Origin of the sequence: Sodalis glossinidius str. 'morsitans', from assembly GCF_000010085.1 — a bacterium.
GTDB classification, from domain to species: domain Bacteria; phylum Pseudomonadota; class Gammaproteobacteria; order Enterobacterales; family Enterobacteriaceae; genus Sodalis; species Sodalis glossinidius.
The window spans coordinates 1,314,022-1,337,642 of the sequence record NC_007712.1 but is presented as its reverse complement, the minus strand read 5'-3'; the positions used below and the strand labels follow the sequence as shown (position 1 = coordinate 1,337,642).

At 58.6% G+C, this 23,621-nt stretch carries 45 protein-coding genes and 4 pseudogenes; 1 reads left to right on the top strand and 48 read right to left on the bottom strand.

The features are described from left to right. Nucleotides 1-38 precede the first annotated feature (38 nt). The 47 genes and pseudogenes from SGP1_RS35600 to SGP1_RS06775 all read right to left on the bottom strand — a co-directional run bounded on the left by SGP1_RS35600 (nt 39) and on the right by SGP1_RS06775 (nt 22,083). A complete protein-coding gene (locus tag SGP1_RS35600; protein WP_341532846.1) occupies nt 39-179 on the bottom strand; it encodes a hypothetical protein in 141 nt (46 codons plus the stop codon). Between the two features lie 157 nt (nt 180-336). After that, nucleotides 337-501 carry a hypothetical protein gene (locus SGP1_RS32930; protein WP_243466191.1) on the bottom strand — a complete coding sequence of 55 codons (165 nt, stop codon included), beginning with the start codon at nt 499-501 and terminating at the stop codon, nt 337-339. Beyond that, nucleotides 498-998: a phage baseplate assembly protein V gene (locus tag SGP1_RS06940; RefSeq protein ID WP_011410652.1), complete on the bottom strand. Its 501-nt coding sequence runs from the start codon at nt 996-998 to the stop codon at nt 498-500. The genes SGP1_RS32930 and SGP1_RS06940 overlap by 4 nt, the downstream gene beginning before the upstream one ends. After that, on the bottom strand, nt 991-2,085 hold the full coding sequence (locus tag SGP1_RS06935; RefSeq protein WP_011410651.1) for a phage baseplate assembly protein: 1,095 nt from the start codon (nt 2,083-2,085) through the stop codon (nt 991-993). The genes SGP1_RS06940 and SGP1_RS06935 overlap by 8 nt, the downstream gene beginning before the upstream one ends. A 52-nt stretch (nt 2,086-2,137) precedes the next feature. Further along, nucleotides 2,138-3,001, bottom strand: a complete 864-nt coding sequence (locus SGP1_RS06930) for a hypothetical protein (protein ID WP_041866734.1) — start codon at nt 2,999-3,001, stop codon at nt 2,138-2,140. 45 nt (nt 3,002-3,046) lie between these two features. After that, nucleotides 3,047-3,242: pseudogene (locus tag SGP1_RS29295) on the bottom strand (DNA circularization N-terminal domain-containing protein); the annotation flags it as partial. 44 nt (nt 3,243-3,286) lie between these two features. Beyond that, a complete protein-coding gene (locus tag SGP1_RS06920; protein ID WP_041866732.1) occupies nt 3,287-3,994 on the bottom strand; it encodes a hypothetical protein in 708 nt (235 codons plus the stop codon). A gap of 15 nt (nt 3,995-4,009) precedes the next feature. Then, on the bottom strand, nt 4,010-5,008 hold the full coding sequence (locus SGP1_RS06915; RefSeq protein WP_148203412.1) for a phage tail tape measure protein: 999 nt from the start codon (nt 5,006-5,008) through the stop codon (nt 4,010-4,012). Between the two features lie 328 nt (nt 5,009-5,336). Then, the gene (locus SGP1_RS30645; protein ID WP_158302351.1) at nt 5,337-5,474 is read right to left on the bottom strand and encodes a hypothetical protein; all 138 of its coding nucleotides are present in this window, start codon (nt 5,472-5,474) and stop codon (nt 5,337-5,339) included. Nucleotides 5,475-5,514: 40 nt separating this feature from the next. After that, complete coding sequence (locus tag SGP1_RS30640; protein WP_158302350.1) at nt 5,515-5,652, bottom strand: hypothetical protein; 138 nt, start codon at nt 5,650-5,652, stop codon at nt 5,515-5,517. A 66-nt stretch (nt 5,653-5,718) separates the two neighbouring features. After that, nucleotides 5,719-5,892, bottom strand: a complete 174-nt coding sequence (locus SGP1_RS32925) for a hypothetical protein (protein WP_243466190.1) — start codon at nt 5,890-5,892, stop codon at nt 5,719-5,721. 1 nt (nt 5,893) lies between these two features. Beyond that, nucleotides 5,894-7,129, bottom strand: coding sequence for a phage tail sheath C-terminal domain-containing protein (locus SGP1_RS06900; RefSeq protein ID WP_243466189.1), 1,236 nt, complete (start codon nt 7,127-7,129; stop codon nt 5,894-5,896). 260 nt (nt 7,130-7,389) lie between these two features. Then, a complete protein-coding gene (locus tag SGP1_RS06895) occupies nt 7,390-7,839 on the bottom strand; it encodes a phage protein Gp37 (protein WP_050747481.1) in 450 nt (149 codons plus the stop codon). Beyond that, complete coding sequence (locus tag SGP1_RS35000; protein WP_148203410.1) at nt 7,793-7,963, bottom strand: phage protein Gp37; 171 nt, start codon at nt 7,961-7,963, stop codon at nt 7,793-7,795. Before SGP1_RS35000 ends, SGP1_RS06895 begins: the two co-directional genes overlap by 47 nt. Nucleotides 7,964-8,087: 124 nt before the next feature. Continuing rightward, on the bottom strand, nt 8,088-8,384 hold the full coding sequence (locus tag SGP1_RS06890) for a gp436 family protein (protein WP_243466188.1): 297 nt from the start codon (nt 8,382-8,384) through the stop codon (nt 8,088-8,090). Next, nucleotides 8,368-9,000, bottom strand: a complete 633-nt coding sequence (locus tag SGP1_RS06885) for a Mu-like prophage major head subunit gpT family protein (protein WP_041866730.1) — start codon at nt 8,998-9,000, stop codon at nt 8,368-8,370. The genes SGP1_RS06890 and SGP1_RS06885 overlap by 17 nt, the downstream gene beginning before the upstream one ends. Nucleotides 9,001-9,013: 13 nt before the next feature. Next, entirely contained in the window at nt 9,014-9,988 is a 975-nt protein-coding gene (locus SGP1_RS06880; RefSeq protein WP_011410650.1) for a phage protease, read from the bottom strand. A gap of 248 nt (nt 9,989-10,236) precedes the next feature. Next, nucleotides 10,237-10,470, bottom strand: coding sequence for a phage virion morphogenesis protein (locus SGP1_RS32920; RefSeq protein ID WP_243466263.1), 234 nt, complete (start codon nt 10,468-10,470; stop codon nt 10,237-10,239). A 54-nt stretch (nt 10,471-10,524) separates the two neighbouring features. Next, entirely contained in the window at nt 10,525-10,710 is a 186-nt protein-coding gene (locus SGP1_RS32915) for a hypothetical protein (RefSeq protein ID WP_243466187.1), read from the bottom strand. A gap of 146 nt (nt 10,711-10,856) precedes the next feature. Further along, complete coding sequence (locus SGP1_RS06870; RefSeq protein WP_148203409.1) at nt 10,857-11,057, bottom strand: hypothetical protein; 201 nt, start codon at nt 11,055-11,057, stop codon at nt 10,857-10,859. Then, nucleotides 11,033-12,633 (bottom strand): annotated as a pseudogene (locus SGP1_RS32910) (phage portal protein family protein). The gene SGP1_RS06870 and the pseudogene SGP1_RS32910 overlap by 25 nt, the downstream one beginning before the upstream one ends. Nucleotides 12,634-12,793: 160 nt before the next feature. After that, entirely contained in the window at nt 12,794-13,315 is a 522-nt protein-coding gene (terL, locus tag SGP1_RS32905; protein WP_070108742.1) for a phage terminase large subunit, read from the bottom strand. Between the two features lie 96 nt (nt 13,316-13,411). Continuing rightward, nucleotides 13,412-13,921, bottom strand: a complete 510-nt coding sequence (locus SGP1_RS32900) for a hypothetical protein (protein ID WP_243466186.1) — start codon at nt 13,919-13,921, stop codon at nt 13,412-13,414. Further along, nucleotides 13,879-14,253 carry a hypothetical protein gene (locus SGP1_RS32895; RefSeq protein WP_070108740.1) on the bottom strand — a complete coding sequence of 125 codons (375 nt, stop codon included), beginning with the start codon at nt 14,251-14,253 and terminating at the stop codon, nt 13,879-13,881. Before SGP1_RS32895 ends, SGP1_RS32900 begins: the two co-directional genes overlap by 43 nt. Nucleotides 14,254-14,283: 30 nt before the next feature. Then, on the bottom strand, nt 14,284-14,496 hold the full coding sequence (locus tag SGP1_RS06850; protein ID WP_041866728.1) for a hypothetical protein: 213 nt from the start codon (nt 14,494-14,496) through the stop codon (nt 14,284-14,286). Between the two features lie 226 nt (nt 14,497-14,722). Beyond that, nucleotides 14,723-15,190, bottom strand: a pseudogene (locus SGP1_RS06845) (DUF1804 family protein). Nucleotides 15,191-15,416: 226 nt separating this feature from the next. Further along, nucleotides 15,417-15,590 (bottom strand): hypothetical protein, encoded by a 174-nt coding sequence (locus SGP1_RS25510; protein WP_243466185.1) that lies wholly within the window; start codon nt 15,588-15,590, stop codon nt 15,417-15,419. Continuing rightward, a complete protein-coding gene (locus SGP1_RS06835) occupies nt 15,580-16,044 on the bottom strand; it encodes a hypothetical protein (protein ID WP_011410649.1) in 465 nt (154 codons plus the stop codon). The genes SGP1_RS25510 and SGP1_RS06835 overlap by 11 nt, the downstream gene beginning before the upstream one ends. Before the next feature lie 111 nt (nt 16,045-16,155). After that, nucleotides 16,156-16,515, bottom strand: a complete 360-nt coding sequence (locus tag SGP1_RS06830) for an N-acetylmuramoyl-L-alanine amidase (RefSeq protein WP_050747478.1) — start codon at nt 16,513-16,515, stop codon at nt 16,156-16,158. A 209-nt stretch (nt 16,516-16,724) separates the two neighbouring features. Next, the gene (locus SGP1_RS26815) at nt 16,725-16,916 is read right to left on the bottom strand and encodes a phage protein GemA/Gp16 family protein (RefSeq protein ID WP_083764696.1); all 192 of its coding nucleotides are present in this window, start codon (nt 16,914-16,916) and stop codon (nt 16,725-16,727) included. Nucleotides 16,917-16,992: 76 nt separating this feature from the next. Further along, the gene (locus tag SGP1_RS36210; RefSeq protein ID WP_158302349.1) at nt 16,993-17,199 is read right to left on the bottom strand and encodes a hypothetical protein; all 207 of its coding nucleotides are present in this window, start codon (nt 17,197-17,199) and stop codon (nt 16,993-16,995) included. Then, a complete protein-coding gene (locus SGP1_RS06815) occupies nt 17,109-17,630 on the bottom strand; it encodes a 3'-5' exonuclease (protein WP_050747477.1) in 522 nt (173 codons plus the stop codon). The genes SGP1_RS36210 and SGP1_RS06815 overlap by 91 nt, the downstream gene beginning before the upstream one ends. 342 nt (nt 17,631-17,972) lie before the next feature. Further along, nucleotides 17,973-18,164 (bottom strand): hypothetical protein, encoded by a 192-nt coding sequence (locus tag SGP1_RS06805; RefSeq protein WP_041866725.1) that lies wholly within the window; start codon nt 18,162-18,164, stop codon nt 17,973-17,975. Nucleotides 18,165-18,167: 3 nt separating this feature from the next. After that, on the bottom strand, nt 18,168-18,413 hold the full coding sequence (locus SGP1_RS36205) for a DUF3164 family protein (protein ID WP_424141141.1): 246 nt from the start codon (nt 18,411-18,413) through the stop codon (nt 18,168-18,170). Nucleotides 18,414-18,420: 7 nt separating this feature from the next. Beyond that, entirely contained in the window at nt 18,421-18,684 is a 264-nt protein-coding gene (locus tag SGP1_RS36200) for a DUF3164 family protein (protein WP_424141156.1), read from the bottom strand. 99 nt (nt 18,685-18,783) lie between these two features. After that, nucleotides 18,784-18,999, bottom strand: coding sequence for a hypothetical protein (locus SGP1_RS06795; protein ID WP_041866724.1), 216 nt, complete (start codon nt 18,997-18,999; stop codon nt 18,784-18,786). Between the two features lie 7 nt (nt 19,000-19,006). Next, nucleotides 19,007-19,297: a hypothetical protein gene (locus SGP1_RS06790; RefSeq protein WP_041866723.1), complete on the bottom strand. Its 291-nt coding sequence runs from the start codon at nt 19,295-19,297 to the stop codon at nt 19,007-19,009. 11 nt (nt 19,298-19,308) lie between these two features. After that, a complete protein-coding gene (locus tag SGP1_RS32890; protein ID WP_243466184.1) occupies nt 19,309-19,569 on the bottom strand; it encodes a hypothetical protein in 261 nt (86 codons plus the stop codon). After that, on the bottom strand, nt 19,560-19,760 hold the full coding sequence (locus tag SGP1_RS34995; protein ID WP_279379446.1) for an AAA family ATPase: 201 nt from the start codon (nt 19,758-19,760) through the stop codon (nt 19,560-19,562). Before SGP1_RS34995 ends, SGP1_RS32890 begins: the two co-directional genes overlap by 10 nt. Further along, nucleotides 19,753-20,247 (bottom strand): AAA family ATPase, encoded by a 495-nt coding sequence (locus SGP1_RS34990; protein ID WP_279379445.1) that lies wholly within the window; start codon nt 20,245-20,247, stop codon nt 19,753-19,755. Before SGP1_RS34990 ends, SGP1_RS34995 begins: the two co-directional genes overlap by 8 nt. A 7-nt stretch (nt 20,248-20,254) precedes the next feature. Further along, entirely contained in the window at nt 20,255-20,590 is a 336-nt protein-coding gene (locus tag SGP1_RS32880) for a hypothetical protein (protein ID WP_050747476.1), read from the bottom strand. Continuing rightward, nucleotides 20,591-20,773, bottom strand: a complete 183-nt coding sequence (locus tag SGP1_RS32875) for a Mu transposase C-terminal domain-containing protein (RefSeq protein WP_050747475.1) — start codon at nt 20,771-20,773, stop codon at nt 20,591-20,593. Then, nucleotides 20,774-20,989, bottom strand: a complete 216-nt coding sequence (locus SGP1_RS32870) for a hypothetical protein (protein WP_050747474.1) — start codon at nt 20,987-20,989, stop codon at nt 20,774-20,776. Then, nucleotides 20,979-21,332: an integrase catalytic domain-containing protein gene (locus tag SGP1_RS32865; protein WP_050747473.1), complete on the bottom strand. Its 354-nt coding sequence runs from the start codon at nt 21,330-21,332 to the stop codon at nt 20,979-20,981. The genes SGP1_RS32870 and SGP1_RS32865 overlap by 11 nt, the downstream gene beginning before the upstream one ends. Then, nucleotides 21,333-21,578: a hypothetical protein gene (locus SGP1_RS32860; protein ID WP_243466332.1), complete on the bottom strand. Its 246-nt coding sequence runs from the start codon at nt 21,576-21,578 to the stop codon at nt 21,333-21,335. It abuts the gene before it with no gap. Then, nucleotides 21,481-21,777 carry a hypothetical protein gene (locus SGP1_RS32855; protein ID WP_050747472.1) on the bottom strand — a complete coding sequence of 99 codons (297 nt, stop codon included), beginning with the start codon at nt 21,775-21,777 and terminating at the stop codon, nt 21,481-21,483. Before SGP1_RS32855 ends, SGP1_RS32860 begins: the two co-directional genes overlap by 98 nt. Before the next feature lie 84 nt (nt 21,778-21,861). Next, nucleotides 21,862-22,083 (bottom strand): helix-turn-helix domain-containing protein, encoded by a 222-nt coding sequence (locus SGP1_RS06775; protein ID WP_243466183.1) that lies wholly within the window; start codon nt 22,081-22,083, stop codon nt 21,862-21,864. Nucleotides 22,084-22,254: 171 nt separating this feature from the next. On the opposite strand from SGP1_RS06775, the gene SGP1_RS32850 reads away from it, so the two are divergent. Beyond that, a complete protein-coding gene (locus tag SGP1_RS32850) occupies nt 22,255-22,746 on the top strand; it encodes a hypothetical protein (protein WP_050747471.1) in 492 nt (163 codons plus the stop codon). 575 nt (nt 22,747-23,321) lie between these two features. Here the strand turns inward: SGP1_RS32850 and cspE are convergent. Further along, a pseudogene (gene cspE / locus SGP1_RS26800) lies at nt 23,322-23,530 on the bottom strand (transcription antiterminator/RNA stability regulator CspE). Between the last annotated feature and the right edge of the window lie 91 nt (nt 23,531-23,621).

Below are 23,621 nucleotides of genomic sequence, written 5' to 3'. Positions count from 1 at the left end.
GTCGGAGGGTGGTGGCCGAGTCCTTGGCCCGCGCCAGCTCATACAGGCGCGACCCCAGCTGCAGGGTCAGCCCAATACTGCCCAAGCGGCGTCATCAGGCGCAGGTAGACCGCGTTATGCAGGTCAGTGGTGCGGGTGCCGGTGTAATCGCCGGTCAGGCTGTCAATCAGTGCGTCCATGGCGTCAGGGTAAGGCAGGAGACGGGACCGGAGGAGTGACGCGCACGTAGGGGGTAACTGGCCGGGTGGCGGGCGTTGCGAGGTTGTCTCGCGACAATTAAAAATGCAGAGTCAATGCGAACGCCTTTTTAATTGTCGTCAGACATACGATGCCATCTTACCCGTTAACCGGTCCGTCGGACAGCCCCGCAGGCGTGGGATGCCTGTGGCCGCTTTGCCGGATGCCGTTGATTTCCACCTCGGCACTACGCAGGGTGCCTCCCTGATACTCGATATCCCCCGCAAAGAGCGCCACCGCGCCGTCACCGCCGTTAAGGGTCATCTACCGTGACCGCGGATATGCCCCTCGGCCGTCAGTGCCTGTGAGGCTGACAGCATCGGTATCTCAAAGCCGGCGCGCTCTTTGGCATTCACCTGGAAACGCTTGCAGGTGACCTGATAATCGTCGCATTCCACGGCAATGATTTTGTGCCGTTTCAAAGTAATACTGGCCCCTTCATCGGTATACAGCGCCACCTCGCCGTTTGCCAGCCCCTGCAGCCGGTAGGTGCTGTGTTCGGTGGCAATCACGATACTGTGGCGGGTACGGCCGCCCACGGGCAACACCACCGCCATGGTGCCGGCCGGCAGCACCGAGGTCAGGCCGTAGTGCTGGAACAGCTCCACGTCCGGCGTAATCTCGCCGGCCAGCCCCGAGACCTGGGCAGTCTGGACACCGCCCGTGGGCATCACGCGGCTCAATACCGCGCAGTAGGCCAGACGCAGGCCGCCCAGGGCACGGCGAATACGCTGGTCGATGTGTGTTATCAGGTCAGCCATCTATCTGCTCCCAGCTTTGCCATAGGGCTTTCGCGCCCTTGACCTTGCTCAGACGCTTGCTGTTCGACAACGAATCCGGCAACCAGACGCCATCCTCACGCAGCGTCAGCAGGGTCTGCAGCGGCTGGCCGCCGCTAAAGCGTCGGTGCATCAGGTAAAAAGTGTCGTCAATGCCGTGCGGCTCGCTGTGTATCCGTACCTGCTGGCCCGGTGCCCACAGCTGACCGGCGGCGGTATGCAGCCCGCGCACCACGGTGGTGATAAGCAGGCTGTTAAGCCTGGCGTCCGCCATCAGCTTGCGGGCGCGAAAATGCACCTCCTCATCGCTATCCGTATCGCCTACCACTGCCACCAGGGGGCGGTAGACCGGGACGCTCACATCTTTTACCTGACTGCGGCAGTCATGGCGGCCGTCGGCCTGTGCGCTGCCATGCCCCTGGGCCAGCACCGTGACCTCAGAGTAGCGGCTGCTGATATTGTCACTCACCGCCAGGCGCAGCAGGTTATTGCCCTGACCGTCGCGCCGCATTATAAGCGGGGTGCTGTAGTCCGGGCCACCCACCACCAGAGTGCCGTCGGCGCTCACCCAGGGCCACAGCCCGCTGGCTTCCACCGCTTTGCGCAGCGCGCCCCAGGCGGTATCGCCGGGGTCAATGCTGACCTTTTTGGCGGCCAGCGGCGAGGTGGCCTGCAGGAGAATGTAGGTGATTCCCAGCGGCCGCACTATCTGGGTGACCACCTCCTGCAGGCTCATGTCCTGGGCGCTAAACAGCGGGGCCGAGCAGTCAACCAGCACGGCAGCCGCATCGCGGCCATAGACGCTCAGCGTATGCTGCCCGCGCGCCACCTCGTGGCGCAGTTCGTCCATCTGACCGGTCATGATAAGCGCGTCACCGGCACGCAATTTGGCCAGTGCGCCCACCCTAACCTCCGGCGGCAGACGGGCCTGACTCAGCCCGACGGTGAACGCCCAGCCCGCCTCCGGGGTCAGCAGGTCGGCGTCCACTTCAATGTCCAGCCAGTCATCATGGGCTACCCCGCCAATCTGCAGGGCGATGCGCTCGGTAGCGTTAACGGGCGAAGGCATACAGACGGTCTCCGGGTTGCAGCGCGTTGGGGTTGCGCAGGGTGGGATTTAATCAGGCCAGTTCGCTGGCGCGCGCGGCCTCGCCGTACCATTCAAAGGCCAGCAGATGCAGCGCAGTGATAAGACGGCTGTCGTTGCGGGCGTCGGGTGTGACGTCGTGGGTCTGGTGTGCCGTGCGCTGCCGGGTGTCCATCACGGCGCGCTGGGTCACGATGGCGGTGACGATTAACGCGCGCACCTCTTCACAGGCGTTCAATATCGCTGCCGGAAAGCGTCGGCGTCGCCTCTTCCGCCTGAAAGATATCCGCGCCACGTCAACCCATTCCGCTATCGTCACCAGGCGCACGGTCTGGTTAATCAGCTCACGGTCGGCCTGCGGCATAATGCTGGCCCGGTTCAGGGTGGAGGCAAAAACGCCGTCCGGGTTATGGGATGCGTTCGCCGTCATGCGCCGTTCGGCAAACCCGGCCAGCCGCTCGCCCTGACTTCGCACTGCCAGCCAGTCCGACAGTCGCGTCACCTCGCTAAAATTCAACCGGTCACTGAAAGCGGACAGCAGCCCTTTCAGGTCAGAGACAAACGCCGTGGGCATATCAAGGTAGTTCATCACGCGGCCCAGCGAGGTCTGCACCTCGTCGGCCAGCGCCTGCACCACATACTCCGCCGAGGCCACCAGATTACTGATGCGGGCGATACCTCCATTGCCGCGCTGGATGGTCGCCAGTGCGTCCGACAGCCCAGCGGTTACACTGTCCAGCAAGCTACCGGTGCGTGGCACACTGCTTACCGGCGCAAACAGGGCCTGCTCCGTACTGGCCTCGACAAACACCAGCTCCACGGTCACCGCGTTAAGGGGCTTTACCTCGTGCTCGACGCCCGCTTCCAGCAGCTGCACACGCGGCAGTGAGCCATACACCGGGTGAAGTAGCTCACCGGGGCTGGGGGCTTTCAGCGCTGCCAGAAATGCCTTGAGGCGCGTCTGGTAGCCGTTGCCCCAGAATAGCGCACAGGCGCAGGTTCAGTGCTTTCAGCCCGTGGTCTTCTACCTCAGCGCCGTCACGCCAAGGGTATTCATACACCACCGTATCGCGGGCCAGCACCTCGCGGGTGTAAAGGCAATCGAAGGCGGTACCCCAGAAAGACGCCGGCAGCAGCATATCGACACCCAGCTGCCCGGCCAATTGATAAAGCGTATTCGCCATCAGTGTCGTCTCCCGTCACGCGCCAGCCGCGTCTCCACGGCAGTGGCAATCTCGCGCCCGTACAGCGTGACGCTGACATTGACGGCAGGAGCCGAGGTGGCGGCCGGGGCCGTCGCCGACGATGTCGCCTCCCTCGGTGTGGTGTGGCTTCCCGCCAGCCAGCGGCGTATCTCGTCCAGCACATCCAGCGCGCCGACAGACGGCATGGGCACCGGGCTGGGCGGCAGCCCGCCTGCCTGTGCCTCAGCCTCCTTATCCTTGCCGCGCTGCAGCTGTATGAGCGGAAAGTCCTGAGCTCCTTGCAAGGCCATCAAACCACTCCCCAGAAGCGGGAGACCCTTTAGCAGCGCCCCAACTTTACTGGCCGCGCCTTTCAGCACGCCCCCGGCGGCCCTGGTCAGCGTACCGCCGCCTTTACCCAGCAGCAGGTCCGCGCCGGTCTTGACGGCCGCAGCCGCCCCCAGCGCGGTAATGGCCAGTGACGCCTGGGTCGCTGCTGTGGTCAGTCCGGGAAATTTCTGGGCCAGCCTGGCCCCGCTCTCCGCCACGTCGCCCAGCACCTGAGAGACCGGGGCCACGGCGTCGTTGGTAGCAAACAGCTTTTCATTCTCCGCCTGCTGAACGCGAAACTGGCTGTCTTTTCTCACCAGGCTAAAATCCAAATCGGCCGAGCGCGCCCCTTCAGGCGTCTCAAACTGTTTGACCACCTCATCGGTCAGCTGTTAGAACATCGCCCGGCTGCGTTCATAGCCATAAAACGCATTGCGCGATTGCTGATTGGTCAGAAGGGTCGAGACATAGGCACCGTGACGCCCTTCAATCGCCGCTTCCAGGTTAGCGTGCTTTTCCGGATCACGCGTATTGGCCATCTCGGCGCGCAGTTTTTTCGTTTGCGCATCGTGCCTGTCCGCCAGTTGTATCACCCGGTCCAGCGTATCGAGTGGCGTCAGGCCGGCTTTCGCATCCTGGGTCATCAGCGCCTGGATATCGACGCCCTTGCCCCGGATAAGCAAATTTTTAGCGTTGTTTTTCAGGTTGGTGGAGGACAGCTCGGCCAGCAAATCGTTGGCGTTGGTGGCCGCCTCACTCGGTTCACCGGCAACCGAGCCGGCGGCTTCAAACAGCGCCAGGGTCTGGGCATAACCCCGTCGTCCATGGAAGCCGGCCGACTTGGCGGCCTCAAGCGCGCGCGGCACAGCCGAAGCCAGCAGCGGCACGTCCACCAGACCGTGTTGCGCCGCCGTGGTGGCCCCGCTCAGGGCGATGCGGCTGTCGCGCTCACTGAGGTTAAAATTGACCGCCGCATTTTGCAGCAGCGCCATCTCTTTTGGCTCAGCCCCGGTGGCCGTGGCGTTTTTCATCACCTCCGGCAGATAGGAAAAGGCTTTTTCCTTCGGCATGGAGCGCAGCATGATTTCCAGCGCTTCCATGGCCGGGCCGGGGGTGCCACCGCCGGCGCGAATGTGCTGGTCAATGACCGTCAGGCCCGCCTCGCGCACGCTCGCGTTATCATTGCGGTAGGCAAAATTGGCCAGCTTGCGCAGGTGCGCATCGTAGTCCATCTGGCGGGTAACAGGCTGGTGCAGCGTCATGGCCCTGGCAACCAGCCCGGAGCCGAGGGACAGCGTCCCCTTAAGCCAGCTGTGTTGCTGGCGTTCGGCCCCGGCCATTTCCTGACGCAGCCGGGCAATGCTCGCCTGCATCCTGTCATAGGCGCGCACCTGCTCGCTGGCCGACAGGGTGCCGCTGCGCGCCAGGCGCTGATAGGCTGCCTGGGTGCGCTGGATTTCCCGCTGCAGGTGACGCTCGCCGCGTAGCCCCAGGGTTTCCCGCGCCTGACTCAGGCGGCGGAACTCCTCCGACAGACGGAGAATGCCCGGCGTCGCGCTGTCCTTGACGCCAAAGCGTAGCTGGGATCAAATTCACGGGCCATGGGTTACGTCCATTTGGCTGAGGGAGGCCGGCGGCGCAGGCTTTTGATGGTTCTGTTTTTCCGCCAGCCCTTGGGGTTTTCCAGACACCCGATAGCGTCGAGCAGCCCGCCCAGGGCTACAGCGTCAAGGCGGCGGGCGCGGACGGCGCTGATGCCGTACTGTCCGAGTCGGACAAGGGAGAAACGGTAGTCGCGCAGGGGGCTTCAGCGCGCTGAGCTTTTTTTTTCGCCTCAAGCTGGGCGGTATGCAGCACGGCATAGTCCTCAGGCACCAGTGTGTCGCACAAAAGCGAATTAGGTAATGTCTTCCGGTGCCAGGTTGCCCAGCTGGGTCAGGCAGCGGGCCAGAATACCCACCGCCGTGCCGGATTCGGGAATACCGTCCTCGATAACGGCGATTTCATCGCCCACGGTGGCCAGACGGACCGTCACCTCACGTTGCAATACGCCGTCGAAATGCCCAGGTGATGCGCTTGCCGCCGGTGAGGGGGTATTGCGTCAATTTCGCGCCCGAGATTTTTCCCAGTGCAGGGTATTGTTGACCGGCACCACAGCGGTGATGGACAGCTCCCAGGTGGCAATCCCCTGAGTGTAACCCTTGGCGCGTCCGATGGAGTTCATGGTCTTGACCAGCTGCTTGCCGGTGCTCGCGCGCAGACTAAACTCAGTCACCTCAACCTCGGTGCTGTTGACCTCCAGATAAAAGATAAATGGTGGTGGCAAACACATGCAGACCGCACACCACCGCCGCCGGTATACTGTCATCGGCGCGGCTGTCATCCTGCCGACTGCGCGTTACCGTCAGCTGGTCCTTGTGCGCGTCCACGTTCTCAACGATTTCCAGCTGCTCCAGGGCGTAGAGCACATCGAGCAGCTCGGAGCGGATACGCTGCAGGCGGATATCGTTGAGCTTTTCGCGCGGGAAGCACTGGGTGATACGGGCACGGCAGGCCAGGCGCACATAGTCCAGCGAGCGTAAGATGGTGATATCCATCAACGAACGGTCGGTGACGCCCATGCTGTTTTTCACATAGGTACTGACCGCCCGCACAATCTGCACCTGACTGCCGTTCACTTCAAAAGGCGTCAGGCCTTTGGCCAGCGCGTTTTCCTGCTCGCTACGCCCCGGCCATTTGTCCTGCGGCGTGATGTCCGCACCGGGTAACGCCAGGGTATTGAGCGGACGCGCTGGGTCGGACTCGCTGGCGATAATGGCAGCATATATCGCCGCCAGCTCGCCGTTGGGCAGCATTGAACCGCGGTACCAGCCCATCGTGATGCGCTGCTCCAGCGGCCCGGACACCTTGTCCAGCCAGGCGGCAAGGGTGGTGAGCGCGGTTTTGCTGGCGTACGGCGAAATCACCAGGGTATGCCCGGCGCTGAACATCGCCGTCAGCGCCGCATCCAGTGCGGGGTCGCCCTCGCCGCCGCGCATCGGCGTTAGCGCAGCGGTGATACCCGGCGCGCTGACCGTGACGGCCACGCCAATCTGGTTACCACAGGCCCCTTTGTTCCGTGCCGTCAGCACCAGCTGCTTGCTGGGGCTTTTACCGCCGGACGATGGCGGCGGGATATCCGCCAGACTCGCCGTTACCGGTAGCACGTCCAGGGTGTTGATGGCCTCGACCAGGCTGAGCATCAGCGCCCCGGCGCTATCGCCACTGGCGACAGCAATGGCGACGGTTTCGCCGCAGACACTCACCCTTACCTGCCCAGTGCCGCTGGCGCTGCCCTTGAGTACCAGCGTACCGGTGGTCGCCACGCCGGCCTCGCTGTCCAGTATGCCCACCACCGACAGCTGCAGGGTATCGTTGGCGCGGATGGCGGCGCGCGCCATCCGGTGTGCCTGGGAGCCACGACCAAACAGACGGGCGGCGTCCTCATCGCTGAACACGTTTACCGGCGTCAAGGTATCCGTGTCCGGCCTGGTGGTGCGCTGGGCTAGAATGACCAGCTTCTGGTCGTTGGTGTCAAGCGCCCGCGACGCCAGGGTGGTGTTAAACCCAAAGTAATCCGGGTTTATAGGTTGGCGTCAGTATCACGGCATCAATGCTCATGCGTCCCCCTTGGTGGATGGTTTATCGCGCAGCCCTTGACGTGCCATCACGTCAATCATGTTCTTTTGCCCTGGTGGTCACGATATCCTGCGCGACAGCCGTTGACGGGTCATCAGTGATACGCCAGCCCGGTGCGCTCATGCATCGGCCACGGTGTATCCAGTCTCCCCTGATGGTCAGCAAACAACCGATCAGGATCATTGTCACCTTCCGGCGCAGGCCAGCGGCCGTTATCCAGCGCCTCTTCAACCCAGACCGTGTCGAACTCGCAGGCATAGGCCGCCAGAGCATCACTGTTTAGGCGGGTGCTAAACAGCGAGCGCACCCAGCCCGGCAGCAGAGGCTCGATGTGCAACCCCATATCCTGACGGCTCATCAAGCGCCGCACGGCCTGAATCAGCCGGTTACAGCCCACTTCATCGCGGGCCGGGCCGCCCTTGCGCTGTGCCGCTTCCTTGCACACCGAACAGGCCGCCAGCAGCACCGAGAAACGCCCGGTGGTGTAAAACAGCTGTTTATGGGTACTGAGCGGGCGGGTCTGCTGCACGCCGAGAAAGGTCACCCAGCAAGCTGGCGATAGCCCCCACATCCTCTAGCTCGCCGCCATAGCTGCCGACGCTATACACCATGCGACCCAGCCCGTCTTTAAGGCGCACCATCATGGCGTTTTCAATTTCGCTTATCATTAAAATCCCCTTCCGCCAGTCTAGTTGCGTCCCCAGATGCGGCGACTGGAAAAGAACGCCGCCCCAGCGTTACCCTGCAGCGTCCCACCGTTCTAGGTGGTGGCCAGCGTGACCCGCCCATTGGCTACATTTTCCAGATAGCGTCACGGTAGCGGTCACGGATTTCACCGGTGCACACCCGTTCGGTGCCGGTGAGGCGGTAGCGGGCGATATCACAGGCAATGCCGCGCAGGTTGGAGGACACCACCGGCAGCGGCAGGGTATAGCGCCCGCCGATATAGCCATTAATCTCATCGGCTGCGGCCTGCAACCCGCCGGCAAGCACGGCAGCGTTAATCTCGCCGGTGTTGTCGCGGTCGGTCAGGGTGCGAACCTCACGCTCGCCGAAGCGCAACACCATGTCATCACGGCGCGCGTACACGTTTATTTGCCCGTCGAGCCGTAGGCCATCTGCCAGAAGCCAAACCCGGCCTGGCCGCGCGCGCCTCTGCACCAAACTTGAACTGCTTGCGCATAAACACGTCCGGGCTGTTGATATCGGTCATGGCGACAAACAGCGGGGCCTGGCGCTGCTGGAAAATCCGCTGCTTTAACGGGCGGCTGGTATCCATCAGGAACCAGGCGCTGTCCGAGGTCAGCCAGGGCACGACCAGCACCTCGGCGGTGCCTTTGTAGATATTGGCCTTGCCATCATCCAGACGTTCTGCGGTGATAAGGGTACGCGCCACATAGTCCAGCGCCGGCGGCACGACCAGCAGATTGGGCATGATATTCAACGGCCGTCCCTCTTCGTCCTTCATCTGGCACAGCTGCTTGCGCGCCTCGCCGTAGGACGCCTGCGCCTTGACCTGCTTGTCGCCTATCCATTTGCACATCCGCGAGAAGCGGCTTAACCAGGCGTAGGTGTTCTCCTTGCCGGTGGACGCCACCAGGGTGGCGACTTTGTCCCATTGGGTGGGCGCGGCGTCAAACGCCTGGTTAAAGGTGAGTTTAATGTTGCAGAAAATTACCCTTAAATTTGCGGCATTCACTAACATAGTCAGTTTCTCCCTATTCGACCCAAACGCCCGCCGCGTCAAGCATGATGATGGTGCCTGCGGCTGACCGGCTGGCGGGTTTCCCCGGCTTGCCTTCCTGCGCGGGCATGCCGCCGTCGCTGGCAGAGATCGTCTGGTTATCCACCACATAGGCCGGCTTGCCGACATGCTCCTGCTTCACCGAGCCGTCGTTCTCCCACAAAAACGCCTTGTGGCGGCGTACCAGAATCTGCTGGTCGCCGTTGCCGCTCAGCTGACGACCGAGTGCCGCCACCTGCTCACGCAGTTCATTGACCACGCTGACAGGGGCATAGGCAGCCGGATCGGGTGGTGTGCTGGTCTGCTGTGACAGCGCGGTAATCTGGTTATCCTTCTCGCTGAGCAGCGACAGCAGATTGATGTGAGCCACCGCCGTCCCTTGTCCGCACGACAGGCGGTCGATGAGTTTTTTCAGCTCAACCGTCACCTCGTCAGGCGTGGCCGACAGCGGCAGATTCAACATCCAGCGCAGTTGTTCTAACAGTTCATCCACGTTATTTTCTCCCGTGAGTTGTTGTGACGCCGCCAGCAGCGCCGCCATACCGTCAAGCGCCGGCACGTTGGTCAGCGCGGCATTCACCAGGCAGGTCACATTGCCCTGCCCGTCGTAGCGAAACAACGGGGAGACAAAGCGGTACTCCCCGGCGGCAATCATAGTGCGGGCGCGCTCGACCCATTCCAGCTGCGAATACCAGCCGGCAACCGGTGCAGGCTGGCCGTTCTCCCTGGCACGGACAGCCTGGTGCTCATAGTCAAAGCAGTAGGGCGTCTGGCGCGCCTGGGCGGCGTCAATTAAACGTTGGGCCTGAGGGGCCTCAAGCCGCCAGTGCGTCACGTCGGTGGGACGCGAATCCTGCGAGCGAAAGGTGCCAGCCGGAAACAGCTGGACACGGATGCCGGCGCTCTCCAGCACCACGGTCAGTGCGACAAGGCGGACGGTGTTTTTCACGCGGTGGCAGTCCCAGAAGCATCATTCATGGGAAACAGCCTAACCTGCGCTTCGGGTATCTCGTCGTGACGGGGGTGTAGGGGGTAAGAATGGGGAAGGAAAAGGACACAAACGCACTGCCATCAGACTACACCGCTAACGTGGGCGGCGATACCCCGTTTAAATCGCTCCAGAATCGCTTAACGCGGTTTCACCCACATCATCGCCTGCCTGACTATAAAAAAACGCGCCACGGCCTTTACAGGGCGTCATTCTTCCAGCGCGTGCTGGAGGTAATCATTGATGGTATGCGTCAGGGCCTGATAATCCTGCTCGGTCAGACTGAGAAAGGGGCGCGCCGGTATCGTTGAGCCGGGATGATTGACGCGTTTTACCACCCGGCCGTTAAAGACCAGCGCCTTTTTATAGCGTGGGCGAATGACATGGGGCCGGTTGGTGGTGCCCTGCTGGTGAATACGCTCGTACACCACATTGCTCCCCACCACGGCCTGGTCGTTATCGGCGTCGCTGTCAATGGAGGCGGCCAGCCGACCCGACTACTGCAGGATTTTGCCAGCGCGGTCAATGGGCAGCCAGCGTGGGCGGCCTTCCTGCTCGAAATTTTCCACCACCGCGTCATACAGATCTTCACTGAGGGTGCGCATTAACGGCTGGCGGTGGCTCAGGGACTGCGCCAGGCGCTCAAAGGCCTGACGCAGAGTATCGGGCACGGTGATCGTCACATCTTCATGGTGATACCTCTTCTGACGGCCTGGGTCAGTTTTACTTAGCAGGATGGATCATTTTTCAATTGGTAGTGACACATACGAATCAGTGATCGGGTGAAATCAGAATCGCTGATCGGATACGTCCGAATCTGCACTATGATTTACTGCAGCGTACCCCACAACACCTCATCACCCGCCTGATGTTTGAGTGCGTCCAGATCGCCAACGATATCAACGTGGCGAACCCTAAGGGACCCCACCTTGCTGTCGGCAGCGCCGGCGGATTGACCTGCGACCAGGCCATCTATCGACACCACGCCCTGACGGGCGCTATCCTTCAGGTCGAAGACGTACAGCAACACCGGCGTCGTCGGTAGAGGATGGTGCACGGACGATACAGTGACGACACCAAAGCGGACCAGAAGATCGCGGGCAGCGCTCCCTGCTTGCTGTCGCGGGTAGCGTGCAGCAGGTTGGCGTCTGTCAGGGTGATCACTGCCAAGTCCGGCACAACGCCTTTGCCGGCCAGCGCGTCCACCACGGCAGGCCGCAATGCGCCGACAGGGCGAAAGTCGCCACGTGCCTGCCGCTGTGCCATCACCTGACTGACCCAGTTACCGGTATCGCGGTTTAAGGCATTAAGCAACGCCGGTTGGCCTAGCGTTTCCTCTACCGCCTGTGCTGCCAACCGGGTATCGGCGCGGGCGGCGCGGTTGAGCAGCTGCTCGCTGAGATGGCAGAGGTAGCCTTTGCCGGGGTTAAGATGAAAGCCCGCATCCGGGGTAAACACCTGGCCGGTTTTTGGGTATTTCAATCCCGTTACCGGCCGCATCTTACCGTTAACGCCCTGCGGCTGGTCAACCGTGACGCGATAGTCGTCGGTGGATTCCAGCCCGATAGGGTGACGTGCAAGCTGTGCCGGCGTCAGCGCCCGTACCCGGCAGCGGCAGTTGTAGCCGTTCGGGCTGGCACCGATAAAGGGCGGGAGATTGCCAGGCAGCTGCAGCAGGGGCTCGTCGTCCCGGGCGGCAGGAATGCCGCTTTCCGCTAGTGCCCAGGCCACCGGCACCGGTACGCCGCTGCGCACCAGGAGATCCAGGTTCTCGGCGGTCTTCTTCATATCGCGCGGCTGGCGGTTATCAAACTCAAAGCGGCACATGCGGCGCGGGGTGATATCGCTATAGCCGTTAAGCTTGAGCAGCCGATAGAGCAGGTCGCGGGTCAGCGTGCCGGCCCGCTGCACCGCATCGCTGGCGGTCAGCTCGTGGCGCCCCTCGTTATGCACGTTGCCCAGGGCATTGGTGCTATTCTTGCCGTCTGCCTGTGTGGTCAAGGTGCCACCCAGAATGACCTTGGACTGGGTGCTTTCGCACCACTGCATCATATACTGGAATGGGTCGACCTGCCCCTGGGCGACGGATTCAAAGCGGATAGCGGTGCGTTCGTGGATAATGCCGCCGGCGTTATGCCCCAGGTCACGCAGCGCCCACAGCAGCATGTTCTTTTCTTCTTCACTGGCCCCGTCGGAATAGGTACCCACACCAGTACCCGGAACAGACCGCTTTCGGCTACCCAGCCGCTTTTGGCCTGATGGCGATGCAGCAGCCAGCCAAAGGGATTAAGCCCAGCGCCGTCAAGGCTGCCTTCAATCAGGCGGATAGTGTTACGGTCATGGGTCGCAGTCTGGAACCAGCGTTGCGGGCGCTTGTAGAAGGCACAGGGCAGCCAGATGTTTTCCGCCTGTTTCCACTCTATTTCCACGGCAGCAAAGCCGTGGCCAATGGCGTCCAGCAAGTCGAACAGCAGCGTTTCAAACTCCGGCAGGTCTGAAAACCATTCAGTCGCGGCGTCCGCCATCGCCTTTTCCTGCGCACTGGGATGACACGGCGGCACAATGCGCCAGGTAAGCGGCATCACCGAACGGCGGCGCTTGCTCATCTCGGCAAAAAGATGGCCGTCGCGCTCCTCCATATCAAAAAACAGGTCAGCCTGGCGCACCAGGTGCCCCTGCTCGGCCTCGCTCAGGATGTCATACACCCGGTGGATATCGATGCCCAGCAAGGGGGGCTCGGCCACCTGCTGGTAACGCAGCTGGCGGTCATCGGCGGTCTGCGGATGCGTCAGGGTGCGGTGGCGCAACAGCCGGCCGTAAATATCGGTGAAAATGCCCATTACCAGCCTCCACGGGAAAAGCCCAGCCGTCCGGGGTGACGGCACCGGACAATGAGCGGTATTCGGTTTTCGGGCCGTGGCTCACGGCCAGCGTCCAGAGCATATGCAGCGCGTCCGGGCCGTCGTCATGGTCGGCGCGGGGAAAGTGACGCAGCTGCTGTATCAGGGTGGTCTGGCTGGCATGCAGCCTGATAAGTCCGTTTTCCATATGAGGCTGCAGGGTCTCGATACGTAACAGCTTGTCGGCATGGGGAATAATGGCGCGCGCCGGCACCGGGTGGCCCAGCTGCGCGGCACGCTTAATCAGCTCGGTGCGCAGAAACTCCTGAAACTGCACCGCCTCAATGCCCCAGACCAGACAGTGGTATTCTTTTTGCAGGGCAATGATATTGCTAATAATGGCGTCCGGCAGCCGCTTGCGTATCTGCGCTTCCACCACATCCAGCACGCCGGTGGCGCGATTAAAGCCTCCAACCAGCAGCGCTGACGGGTCACGGCTGGCCCCGGCCTTGCCGAGACTGGGGTCGCAGGCCCCGTAGAAGACTCACTCGTTAAGCTGGTTGACCCAGAAATGCAGGCAGTAGGCAAACAGCGCATCCTCGCCGCTGACCGGGTCATTCTGGTACTCGGCATAAAAGGTGGCGTGACCGTCACGGGCGCGGATATGCATCAGGGTCAGCAGCGGACGGGCGGACCAGGAGACTTCCGCGCTTTCCTCCATCTCGGTACGGTGTGACGTATAAAAATCCTGCGCCGCGTCCTCTCCCTGGTTACGCAAGCGTTGCTCCCAGGTCTCCCAAAGCGACAGATTCACCGGCCACTGGTGCAGGGCCTTAAAGTGTGCCTGCCGCCACAATGGGTTATTCAGGGTGCGCGATAATACCGAGTCGTAATGCAGGAGGTGCCCATCTGCCAGACGCGTCCCACACCGCAGGCTTCGGGGGTTAAATTCCAGCTCGGCCTTGATGGCTTCGAGCATCGGGTAGGCCTGGTCGATGGAGTCCATCACCACTAGGGCATAGTGCTTGATGTCGCGCACCAGACACCACAGCACAAACAGCTGGCTGACCAGCGTTGACTTGGCTTCCCCGGCGGCGCGGCGATGGCGTCCTGCTCGCCTTTGGGGCTGGAGATTATCTGTGGCAGGCGCTGAAACAGGTAGCAATGCAGTTCGCTGGGGTCGGCATGACGGATATAGTGCGGAAAATAGGTCTGCACAAAATAGCGATACCCGTTCACCGGTTGAGCCACCTGTAGACGCCGCGCCGCCATGGCCTCAACTCCGGTGTCAAAGCCCAGGCATTCAGCCTCGATGGTGCGGCGCAGACTGGAGGCCAGCGCGGCCAGCGAGTACTGAAATTCACGGATGGAAAATTTCGCCGCCATATCTCGCTTTAAATCCCCTGTAAACGCGGTTTACACGCCATGATGACGCTCAGCCAGCACTGCATTGATGCGCGACACCAGGGTCTCGGCGACCGTGTCAACGCTGCCGGCGACACTCGCCAAGCGCAAAAAATGCGCACCGTCGCCCAGACCGACATAGACATCCTCGCCAACAACCCTGACCACGCTGATCTCGGCCGGGTCGAGGTACGCGCCCGGTAACAGTTTTACTAATTGATTCATGCCAGCGCTGCCTCTATCTGGGCCTTTATGCGGGTTGACGCCTGGAACGGCGTTTCGCAATAGGCGACATCAACGGTATGCACCGCGCCGTCGCGCAGCTTGACAAACACCTCGCCGCCGTTGCTGACCCAAACCTTGGTGATTTCTGCCGCGATAACGGCTACGTCATCCCGGATTTCAACGAATTAATTAGCCATAATGTTTTTCCAGTACCGACCCGAAAGCCTCAAGAATGTAAACAAACGCCGCCAGATGCCGGGGGAGGGGGGTTGTCCTGAATAAACGCAGAGAGCAGCTTCAGTGTCTCCATGGCGGTGGCCAGCTGGCTGGTCTCGGGCAGGATTTTTTTGCTGGCAGCAATCGACTTGCTCCACGCATCCGTTAAACGTGCCAGCAGCTCAACCCGCTCTGCGGCGGTCAGTATGTCAGCCTGGTTGACCTTTTCCAGCGTCTCCTGAAACTGCGCCATCAGGCTGGTCAGGATGGCGCGTGCTATATCTTCCGGCGTGCCGCTGGCCAGCAGATGGGCGCTGCGTATCACCTCTCAGTCATTGCCATTGTCCAGCGCTTCTTTTTTCCAGCGCCGGGCGGAATGCACGCTGACGCCGCACTGAATTGCCGCCAGCTCCATAGACAAATTGCCGAACACATAAGCCCGGCGCAGACCCTCGCGGGTGGCCCTGGAATGCGCCATTACACCCCCCAGTCGCGCCCGTATGAGCGTCAGCCCGGTGGCGACCACGCCGCCGGCGGTAGCGGCCGCCCGTGCGCCTTTCACCTGCAGGCAGTCAAAGCGGCGGTCGATACCGTCAAGCTGGGTACGAATGGTGCGCAGCTCTGACAACACCGGCGATATCACGTCCTCTGGCTCCATGAATAAGGCTCCTCGTTATTTGTCGGCCTTGCGGTCGAGCTTGTTATCAATACGTTGAATGCTGTCCTTGATGTCCTGCATCATGCCGCTGATAGTCCTGCCGTACTTGGGTCAGTTCATACTGCAGGCGGCGAATGTCCTCATTCAGGCTACGCAGCCACAGGCCGCCGAGCGCCGATAGCAGGCTCAGGGCAATATCGAAGGCCAGGTCAAGGCTCATCGCGCGGTTTCTCCTGTTCGCGATAGAAAGCGTTCAGTGCCTGTAGCTGTGCCTGCAGGGTCAGGGCGGTTTCCAGCGCCTGCTGTGTGGCTTGTGCCTGCTGGCGTTGTCGGGCTTCACACTCGGCCTGCCGGGTGGCGAGCGTTGCCTGGGCGACCAGCCTGGCCTGCTGAGCGCCGCGCCAATAGCCTGCACCACCGGCAAGCGCCACAACCAGCAGCGCCATCGGCCTCTCCCTGCTTACGGGCGCGCCGTCCTGCGCTAAAGCGGGCGACGCCACCATGGGTGACCCAGGCGCCGAGCGAGATAGACTCCGAGCGTCAGGTCGGTCTCCTGAAGACTCCAGGCACAGCACCACCAGGGAGCTGACCAGAAACGCGCCGACGATAATCACATCCGAGGTCGACAGCCGCCCCTCGGGGTTAGTGACCAGCTCAGTCAGACGCGCCATCATGGAATCAGCTCACACAGATGGTCGCGCAGCGGCGCGAAGTCCCCCGCTACCCAGCGTGGCACCGAAAAGCCCGGACACCGCTTATTGGAAAATTCACTGTGGCCGTGCAAACTAGCATCGGGCAAACACACACGCAGCGTCAATACCTGGTGCGCAGCACGGCCCACTGCGCCGAAGTAAACTGGTCGGTTCCCACAGGCAGAGTCCCAGCGAGTCGGCATTATAGCCGCACACATGGGCACCCACTTCTTCTGCACCTCGCCCGGTCAGCAGCTGACCGTCAGCGTCAATCACCCCGTGGTAGCCGATGCTGGTCAAACCGTTATCATTGGCCGGGGCGTCACGCTGAAAACCGCGTGCCCGGTGCCAGCGATCAATCACCGGGGCGGCGGTTTCGCCACACCGCCCCAGAACGCTACCATTGGGCGTGGCGGCGCAGTGAATGATAATGCGATGAATGACGCGGGACATAAAAAAACCTCATGCAGAACATGAGGCTATTGTGGCGAAAGGCAGCCGGCGGTGCCGATGACGGGGGCGTAGAGGGTAATACTCAGAACAGGGTGGGTTGCTCGGGCAGTGGCCACGCCTGACGCTGGCGCACCAGCTCGCGGGCGCGGGTCGCGGCGATGCCATAGCGCGGGCACAAGAGCGTCAGGGCCATGGTGGTGGACTCCCCCTCAGCCCTCAGCCGGTCCAACTCGGCCAGGAAGCAGCGGTTGCGCCAGGCGCGCCACGCGCTCCAGCTCGGGAGTGGTACAGTCCTTGGCGCTATTTTTACCGGTCTCGCGCAGCAGGACGCCGCGATAGGTCTCTTCATCCCAGCCGAGTTTATTTTTACCCGTATGCACAATTTTAATCAGATTTTTCATGAGCGTCATTCCGAAGGTTAACCGCATGATGATGTTGTCCAGACGAATGCACTCCCCTCTCACTGAAGAAAGGCACTTAGGGCAGGGATCCTAGGGCAGTCAAGGCGCGCTTGCACTCGGCAAGCGGGTATTCGGTTACTGACGCATAAGACTTGCCATCATCAGGAAATAATCGTTGCCAGGCGGCATGCGCTATCTTGACCTGGTGCAGGGCATCGGCCAGCGCACGATGCTTTTCACCGTCAAACGCGATGGCGCGCACATCAATGCCTGACAGCCGCACCAGGGTGCGCAGGTTGGCGACATCCCAGAATGACCAGGGTAGCGGTCATTGCCCTGGTCGTCTTTTTGCGGGTCAACGCGGTCGAACCAGCTCTCCAGCAGGGCAATATCGAATACCGCGCCGTTACCCCAGGGCACGCGAGGTTTGGCGCAGTGGGTGGCGATGAACATTCGCAAGGCGCAAGCGACCACGTTGGGACACGCTTTACCGCCAAAGGCCTCCTGACGCGACTCATCGCTCTGTTTTTGCCACCACAACAGGGTCTCTTCCTCTGGCTCACCGTATTGGGGTGCGACCTGATAATCGATACGCGCATAAAACGTCTGTCCGACCCGCCCTGTTGCCGGCTCAAACATCACCGCCGCCACCGACAATATCGGGCAACCGGTTTTTTTACCCAGCGTTTCGATATCGAGTATCACGTTATTCATGGGTCTGTTTATAACTTTTCCTCAATGCTGTTTTTTATAGCGCATTACCGCCTGTTTCATTTGTTGGCGGATAGCGTCTGAATAAATTATGCGTTGCCGCGCGTCATAAAAACGCAGGCTGAAGGGCATCGGGACGAGGCGTGACTCCTGCACCATACTGCGGTCATTAAGATAATAAACACAGCGATTGCCGTTATACCAATACTCACATTTAATCGCACGATATAACATGTTTATGTCCTCCCGAGCGGGTTGAGAAAAACAGGTGTGACATTTATTTGGAGCAAGCCAGCACCGGCGGATTTACGCCATTCTAAAACAGGGTGTTAATACATTATTTCTTTAGTGGTCAGGTTTCAGCCACAGAATATTTTCAAAATAAGGCCCCACATTAATTTCAACTACCGTGCAGGTGATTAAATCCTTTGCCCTGTCCAGTGTTCTTATTAATGCACCCTCTTTTAAAATCCGGTTAGGTTGATAAATAAAAGTTGCGCCGACCGGATAGCACTGATTAAACTGTTCTGCCTTCATGATTCATACCCCGGCGATATCCAGCGACAACGGCCGATATTGCCCGGTCTCCTCAATACGCTCATAAAGGCGGATATAACTCTTGCTGCTCACCACCTGCACCGTTTCCGCCAGTGCATCCATTGCCCGCAACCAGCGCGGGTCGGTAATATCATGGCGACGCAGCTGCAGGATGTGGGCCGGATTAATATCACCGTTCTTATCGGTGGAAAACGTGGTCAATAATGGCCAGTAGCTCCGGGCGCGCATTCTACGTTCACTCCGCCATGCAATCATCAATCAATGCCTTGGCGGCCTGGATACGCTCATCAAAGGTAATGCGGTCCTGCAGGGCGCGGATGACCTTGTAGCGGCCATCAAAGGAATACAGCGTCACATTGCCTTTTCTGCCGCCACGTTTTACCCCGTACTGCTCAATCGACAGGTCAATCAATGCCTGAATATCGACAAACGCGCGGTGTTTAAAATCTCTTAATGCCTCATGCAGCGGCCGGGCACGCGCCACAATATCTTTAACCAGTGCGTCGCACTCCTTATCAATGTGTTTACCATGGCGTCGGGTATCAATGCGCCCTTGGCGTCCTGCCAGTAGCCGACGGGCACCGTATTGTCATGTGAGTTAGTGGACATGATGACCTCTCCTGTTAAATGTATTGGAAATAGAGCCTTTATTGATGGCCTCAAAATCAGCCCGGCACGATAATACGGTGGCAAGTGCATCGTGAATAAACTGGGCTTCTTTATCTTCAACTTCACTGCCCACACCGCTGGTATTGATATTCACATCAATGCCGAGGGGCATTTGCTGAACAACGATTTTAATTTCAATTGTCATGGTAAACTCAATGTAATGACGCTGACCAAATCACCTTGCACCCACCTTTCATGAATGCCCCTTGCTTAAAACCACTCCGTGCGTTTTTGCCAACGATGACATAATACGCCTTACCCTGTTTTAATAACTGCTCACAGAGCTGATGGTGTTCAATACGGATAACGGGTTTACAATTATGCAATATAACGCTTTTTACGCTCACGCCTCTTATCGTCAAATAACGAATAACGGCTTCCGCCTGCGTCATCGCGGCGATAAGATGATTGTTAGTCGATGCCTCTTTATTATGGACTGACATACTTTCCTCCTTCAATGAATCAGCGTTTCCGCATAGCGGTCGATTAACGTCACGGAAATCCCCTGATTGCCGATAGCGCTTGTCCGGGCCACCCCGCGCGCCAGTTTAAACAGGCGGCGATAATTCCCCCGTGAATGTTTGCGAAAGGCAGCGGCAATCTCCGGCACAAGCGGCTCGCCCGATGTCTCGTCGTTCGATAACAGGCTGCCCAGAATGGCGCTGAAATCCTCGGCTTCACTTTCTTTCTTACGAGACTCCAGGTCTAACGCCATGCCCACCCGGCTATGCTATAGAGCTGGGCATATTCCCCGCGTGAGCCTTTCAGATTGAGCAGCAGACGCGGCATCCCCGCCAGCACAATGGCCACCCCGAAACTGTCGTGAATGCGCCGCAAGACCTCAAGCGCCCTGTAGGGCAGCAGCTCGGCCTCGTCAACCAGCACCAGCCAGTGCTTATCACGCAAGCCCCTGCACACACTCCTCTATCAGCTCGTGGATATTGCCGGTTTTTCGCAGACCCAGCCGGGCGCACAGCGCCTGCAATAACACCTTGGCGGTATAGCCGGGAGCGGATTCAATCAGGATGACGCCTTTATTGGCGCTGTTGGCGCGCACATACTCCTTCAGCACCATGCTTTTCCCCATGCCTGCCGGGCCGTATATCACGCCGATATCGCCGAAGTCGTGCGTGACGCTAATCAGGTCCAGCGCCACCCTGGCCAGATGGGTCGGCACAAAATGCACCTTGATGTCCCGCCGGTGGGCGCGCTCTGTCTCACGGTCAAGAAAATCCCGTAACGTGCTCTCGACGTTATCAATATTGCCGTTGTAGACCCCCTTTAAATATTGTGAAATGGTGGCACCGCTTAATCCGGTTTTATCGGCTACCTTGCTCTGGGTATGCCTGACCGTTCCATCAGCTGGAAAATACGTTCTCGCGTTGTCATACAATATATCCTTACCGGTTATTACCGACCTGCTTGATATCGTGCTTATATTCAAATAAATATACCTTCTCTTTTTCGAGTGCCGCTGCCTTGGGTATCAGCAGGCTGTAATTGCTTTCCCTGGACGTGTCAATCACCGGACGTAATTCGTCTTTCTCATCCTGAATTTTGCTTGCGGCCAGTTTAATGCGACGCTTGGCGCGCACTTCCAGGGCTTTTTCCACTCTGGAGACCGGCACCGGCGAGGCGGTATTGCCATTCCAGAGCGCGGTGCAGAGATAGGCTCCGTCCATCTGGCGAATAATCACTTCGTTGGAATTATGGATATCGTAGGCCACCAGCACCATCTAGCGGTCTACCTCAATCAGCTCCCTGGCAAAATACTGGTTATTCAACAATTCAACCCAACCGCGCTGGGCCACCCGTTTCTCTTCCGGCATAAAGATCTCGCGCAACTCGCCCTGCGTCAGGTATTCAATGTTGTATCCTTCCTCAGCCAGCAGGACCTTGCGGTAGGCTGCCGGCGTCATCTACTTGCCGTTGACCTTCGGCAGCGCGCTGTGCTCGTGGCTGTGGTTATAGCGCTGCACCTCTTCCTCGATGGCGTCTATCAGCTGCCGCCAGCTGGGCAGAATCGCCAACGTCTTCTGCTGGGTGGCGTTCAGCTCCTTCCCCTGACGCAGTGCATTCGACAGACTGAGCAGTTTTTGCCCCTGCACCCGTGTCCCGTTGGGGTCAGCGCTCAATAATGCCTCGCGCCTGGGGATTGCCGGGGATACCAGTAATATGCTCAATGCCCAGCCGGGGGAAAATCCCGGTGATATCCGCATCCAGCATCTTGTTGGTCTCACCGCCACCGTTATCGGAGTAGGCAAACAATGACTTGCCGTGGTGCTGGAGGGCATAACGCCACGCATCCGCTACCGCGATGGCGTTTTCCGCCAGAGACAGGCTCCAGCCCAACAGATACCGGGTGCTCCCGTCGAGCACCAAAGTCAGCTCCGGGGTAAAGGGCCGCCCGTGTATCGGATGCGCCACTTTCATGTTCAGCGACTTGCCATCGGCTATCCAGCAGCCGTTCACCGGCATCTACGCCCAATCCCTCTGCTGGTACACCTGATACGCCTTAAGCGCCGAGCCAGTGACCCGGCCCTTGACCCTTAGGTGAGGTGCAACCCGCCTGACCATGCGATTAACCTTGTCATAGGTCGGTAAGGCCGCCAGCATGGCGGGCTGGTCATGGTATTTGCCCTGCCAGTCCGCCTGAAATGCGCGGTAGGCTTCCAGTACCGTCGGGCCACAGGGCCGGACATTGGCGCATGATCGCCAGCTCATCGCGTGACTTGATGGCGGTGCTGCCCTTGACCGATTCATCAACCGGCTGTGCCGGGGCTTGCGCTATTAAAGATTTATAGTGCCGCTGTTTGATGATCTCGCGAGCTTGCTCTGGCAAACAATCGATGTGGTACTCGAAAGCCTTGGTGCCCGAACGCTTACGGACCAAATCTGGTGAATTTGCAATCCGCTTGTTCAATGACCAGCGAAGCCCCTGTAAGGTGCCTGGCAATCCGGGTAAACCGACTCACTCACCGTAACAAACATAATTACGATACCTTGCTCATATAACGACTCGGCCAAATGCTACCGGATCCACATTGAGTGCATTAGCGATAATGCGTTCACCTTTGGGATAGGGACGATACAGCGCGTTTTTTAACGTGCTGGACGCCAGCCCCGAGCTGCGGGAGAGATCTTGCATGGTGATCCCTTTCTTATGCAGGGAGGCCACGATATCAATCCGGTGCCAGTCACGATGATTCACTTCATTTTTATCTAACATTCAATTACCCTAAAAAGTTAACCATGCAGGTAAGTCATGAGGCTTATCCCTACGACAAGTATTGATCTATATTGAGTGCAATAAAAGCAAATTTTATTTGTCTTTTTTTGGATCAATTGTGCTCAAATTTTTATTTTTATATGAAAATCAAGGTATTACAAGGAAAAGAAAATGAAAGATAAAAAAGAAAGTAAATTTGCTTTTCAGGAGGGGGAAAAAGCAACTATTGCAACACGTCTAAGAGAACTTATTGGTCATAGAAGTGTAAGAGCCGCAGCACAAGATTGGGGATTATCATTCTCTACATTAAACAACTACCTGACTAGGGGAACAGAGCCATCACTCAATGTGGCAATAAAAATATCAAATTTGGAGAGCGTATCTGTTGAATGGTTAGCAACAGGTGCTAATCATAACTGTGATAAAAAAATATCGCCTTCAACCAAGAATGCATGGTTGACCGTGCTTGAGTCTCTTGATGATAAAGAGGTGCAAGCTTTATTGAGAACGATACATAAAAAGGGCGTGGATGGGATAATTGATCGTGTCTCACATACTAGCACCGCATCAAACTCACTTAACGCCGCATTACTCAAGCTTCCATTAGAAGAAAAAACTCGGTTGATGGAGTTACACAATGCTAAAAAGGGGCGAGACACCTGAAGAGTGTGCAGTAGGAGATGTGGCAACCTTGGACAGCAAGAACAGTGGAGCAGCCTAAGTAAAGATTAGGCTTTTATTTCTCGAATTTCATTAACTTTCTGATTTAATTATACTATTTTAACCTAGCTCACTCATACTTGGGTATGATCAAAAGGTGTTTAAACTACCTTTAAATCTGCTCAAACCACAGCCATTAGAGTCCAGAATTTTGTGAAAAAAATCATTTTCTGCTCATTTTTTTCGACGAGTCCAGAATCCTTAAAATCGTTGTAAGCCTTGCCGTAAAGGGCTTTCAGCTAACCCAGCGTTTCCTTTGAGAGTCCAGAAATGGCTGCCACCCCACACCTACGAGGCGCACATCGATGATGCGTTCACCCGAGCCTACGCCGGCGCCGGCGCCCTATGCTTGCCCCGACTCCCTTTGGCATCATCCCGCTATCATTGTCTTGTCATCCTTGCCTTTCGCTTGTCGCAGTACTTTTTGGCTGGCGATAATTTGCACCCGCATGCTCTATCTGGCCGTGTCGCGCAGGCAAAAAACCGCCTCAGGGCGGGTTTTTCAGAAAACTGGCTAATTAAATAGCAGTAACGTCAGCAACCGAAGGGCCTTTGGCGCCATTAGTGATTTCAAACTCTACGCGCTGACCTTCAGTCAGGGTTTTGAAACCGTTGCTCTGGATGGCGGAGAAGTGTACGAACACGTCTTTGCTGCCATCTTCAGGAGTAAGAAACCGAATCCTTTGGACTCATTAAACCACTTAACGTTACATTTAATCTTAGACATCAAACTTACCTTTAAATAAATGATAGACACAAACTCTGTGTCGTCGATTAGTACAGCAATTGACAAGCTTTTTATCCAGCATTAGATCAGT

Excerpts from the sequence above, each read along its gene's own strand:
- SGP1_RS35600 (WP_341532846.1), bottom strand. The coding sequence starts at position 179 with ATGGACGCACTGATTGACAGCCTGACCGGCGATTACACCGGCACCCGC.
- SGP1_RS32930 (WP_243466191.1), bottom strand. The coding sequence starts at position 501 with ATGACCCTTAACGGCGGTGACGGCGCGGTGGCGCTCTTTGCGGGGGAT.
- SGP1_RS06940 (WP_011410652.1), bottom strand. The coding sequence starts at position 998 with ATGGCTGACCTGATAACACACATCGACCAGCGTATTCGCCGTGCCCTG.
- SGP1_RS06935 (WP_011410651.1), bottom strand. The coding sequence starts at position 2,085 with ATGCCTTCGCCCGTTAACGCTACCGAGCGCATCGCCCTGCAGATTGGC.
- SGP1_RS35000 (WP_148203410.1), bottom strand. The coding sequence starts at position 7,963 with ATGATAAGCGAAATTGAAAACGCCATGATGGTGCGCCTTAAAGACGGG.
- SGP1_RS06885 (WP_041866730.1), bottom strand. The coding sequence starts at position 9,000 with ATGTTAGTGAATGCCGCAAATTTAAGGGTAATTTTCTGCAACATTAAA.
- SGP1_RS32895 (WP_070108740.1), bottom strand. The coding sequence starts at position 14,253 with ATGGCGGCGAAATTTTCCATCCGTGAATTTCAGTACTCGCTGGCCGCG.
- SGP1_RS06850 (WP_041866728.1), bottom strand. The coding sequence starts at position 14,496 with ATGAATCAATTAGTAAAACTGTTACCGGGCGCGTACCTCGACCCGGCC.
- SGP1_RS25510 (WP_243466185.1), bottom strand. The coding sequence starts at position 15,590 with ATGAGCCTTGACCTGGCCTTCGATATTGCCCTGAGCCTGCTATCGGCG.
- SGP1_RS06835 (WP_011410649.1), bottom strand. The coding sequence starts at position 16,044 with ATGATGGCGCGTCTGACTGAGCTGGTCACTAACCCCGAGGGGCGGCTG.
- SGP1_RS06830 (WP_050747478.1), bottom strand. The coding sequence starts at position 16,515 with ATGTCCCGCGTCATTCATCGCATTATCATTCACTGCGCCGCCACGCCC.
- SGP1_RS26815 (WP_083764696.1), bottom strand. The coding sequence starts at position 16,916 with ATGAAAAATCTGATTAAAATTGTGCATACGGGTAAAAATAAACTCGGC.
- SGP1_RS06815 (WP_050747477.1), bottom strand. The coding sequence starts at position 17,630 with ATGAATAACGTGATACTCGATATCGAAACGCTGGGTAAAAAAACCGGT.
- SGP1_RS06805 (WP_041866725.1), bottom strand. The coding sequence starts at position 18,164 with ATGAAGGCAGAACAGTTTAATCAGTGCTATCCGGTCGGCGCAACTTTT.
- SGP1_RS36205 (WP_424141141.1), bottom strand. The coding sequence starts at position 18,413 with ATGCGCGCCCGGAGCTACTGGCCATTATTGACCACGTTTTCCACCGAT.
- SGP1_RS06795 (WP_041866724.1), bottom strand. The coding sequence starts at position 18,999 with ATGACAATTGAAATTAAAATCGTTGTTCAGCAAATGCCCCTCGGCATT.
- SGP1_RS06790 (WP_041866723.1), bottom strand. The coding sequence starts at position 19,297 with ATGTCAGTCCATAATAAAGAGGCATCGACTAACAATCATCTTATCGCC.
- SGP1_RS32890 (WP_243466184.1), bottom strand. The coding sequence starts at position 19,569 with ATGGCGTTAGACCTGGAGTCTCGTAAGAAAGAAAGTGAAGCCGAGGAT.
- SGP1_RS32880 (WP_050747476.1), bottom strand. The coding sequence starts at position 20,590 with ATGGTGCTGGTGGCCTACGATATCCATAATTCCAACGAAGTGATTATT.
- SGP1_RS32875 (WP_050747475.1), bottom strand. The coding sequence starts at position 20,773 with ATGACGCCGGCAGCCTACCGCAAGGTCCTGCTGGCTGAGGAAGGATAC.
- SGP1_RS32865 (WP_050747473.1), bottom strand. The coding sequence starts at position 21,332 with ATGCCGGTGAACGGCTGCTGGATAGCCGATGGCAAGTCGCTGAACATG.
- SGP1_RS32860 (WP_243466332.1), bottom strand. The coding sequence starts at position 21,578 with ATGAGCTGGCGATCATGCGCCAATGTCCGGCCCTGTGGCCCGACGGTA.
- SGP1_RS06775 (WP_243466183.1), bottom strand. The coding sequence starts at position 22,083 with ATGTTAGATAAAAATGAAGTGAATCATCGTGACTGGCACCGGATTGAT.
- SGP1_RS32850 (WP_050747471.1), top strand. The coding sequence starts at position 22,255 with ATGAAAGATAAAAAAGAAAGTAAATTTGCTTTTCAGGAGGGGGAAAAA.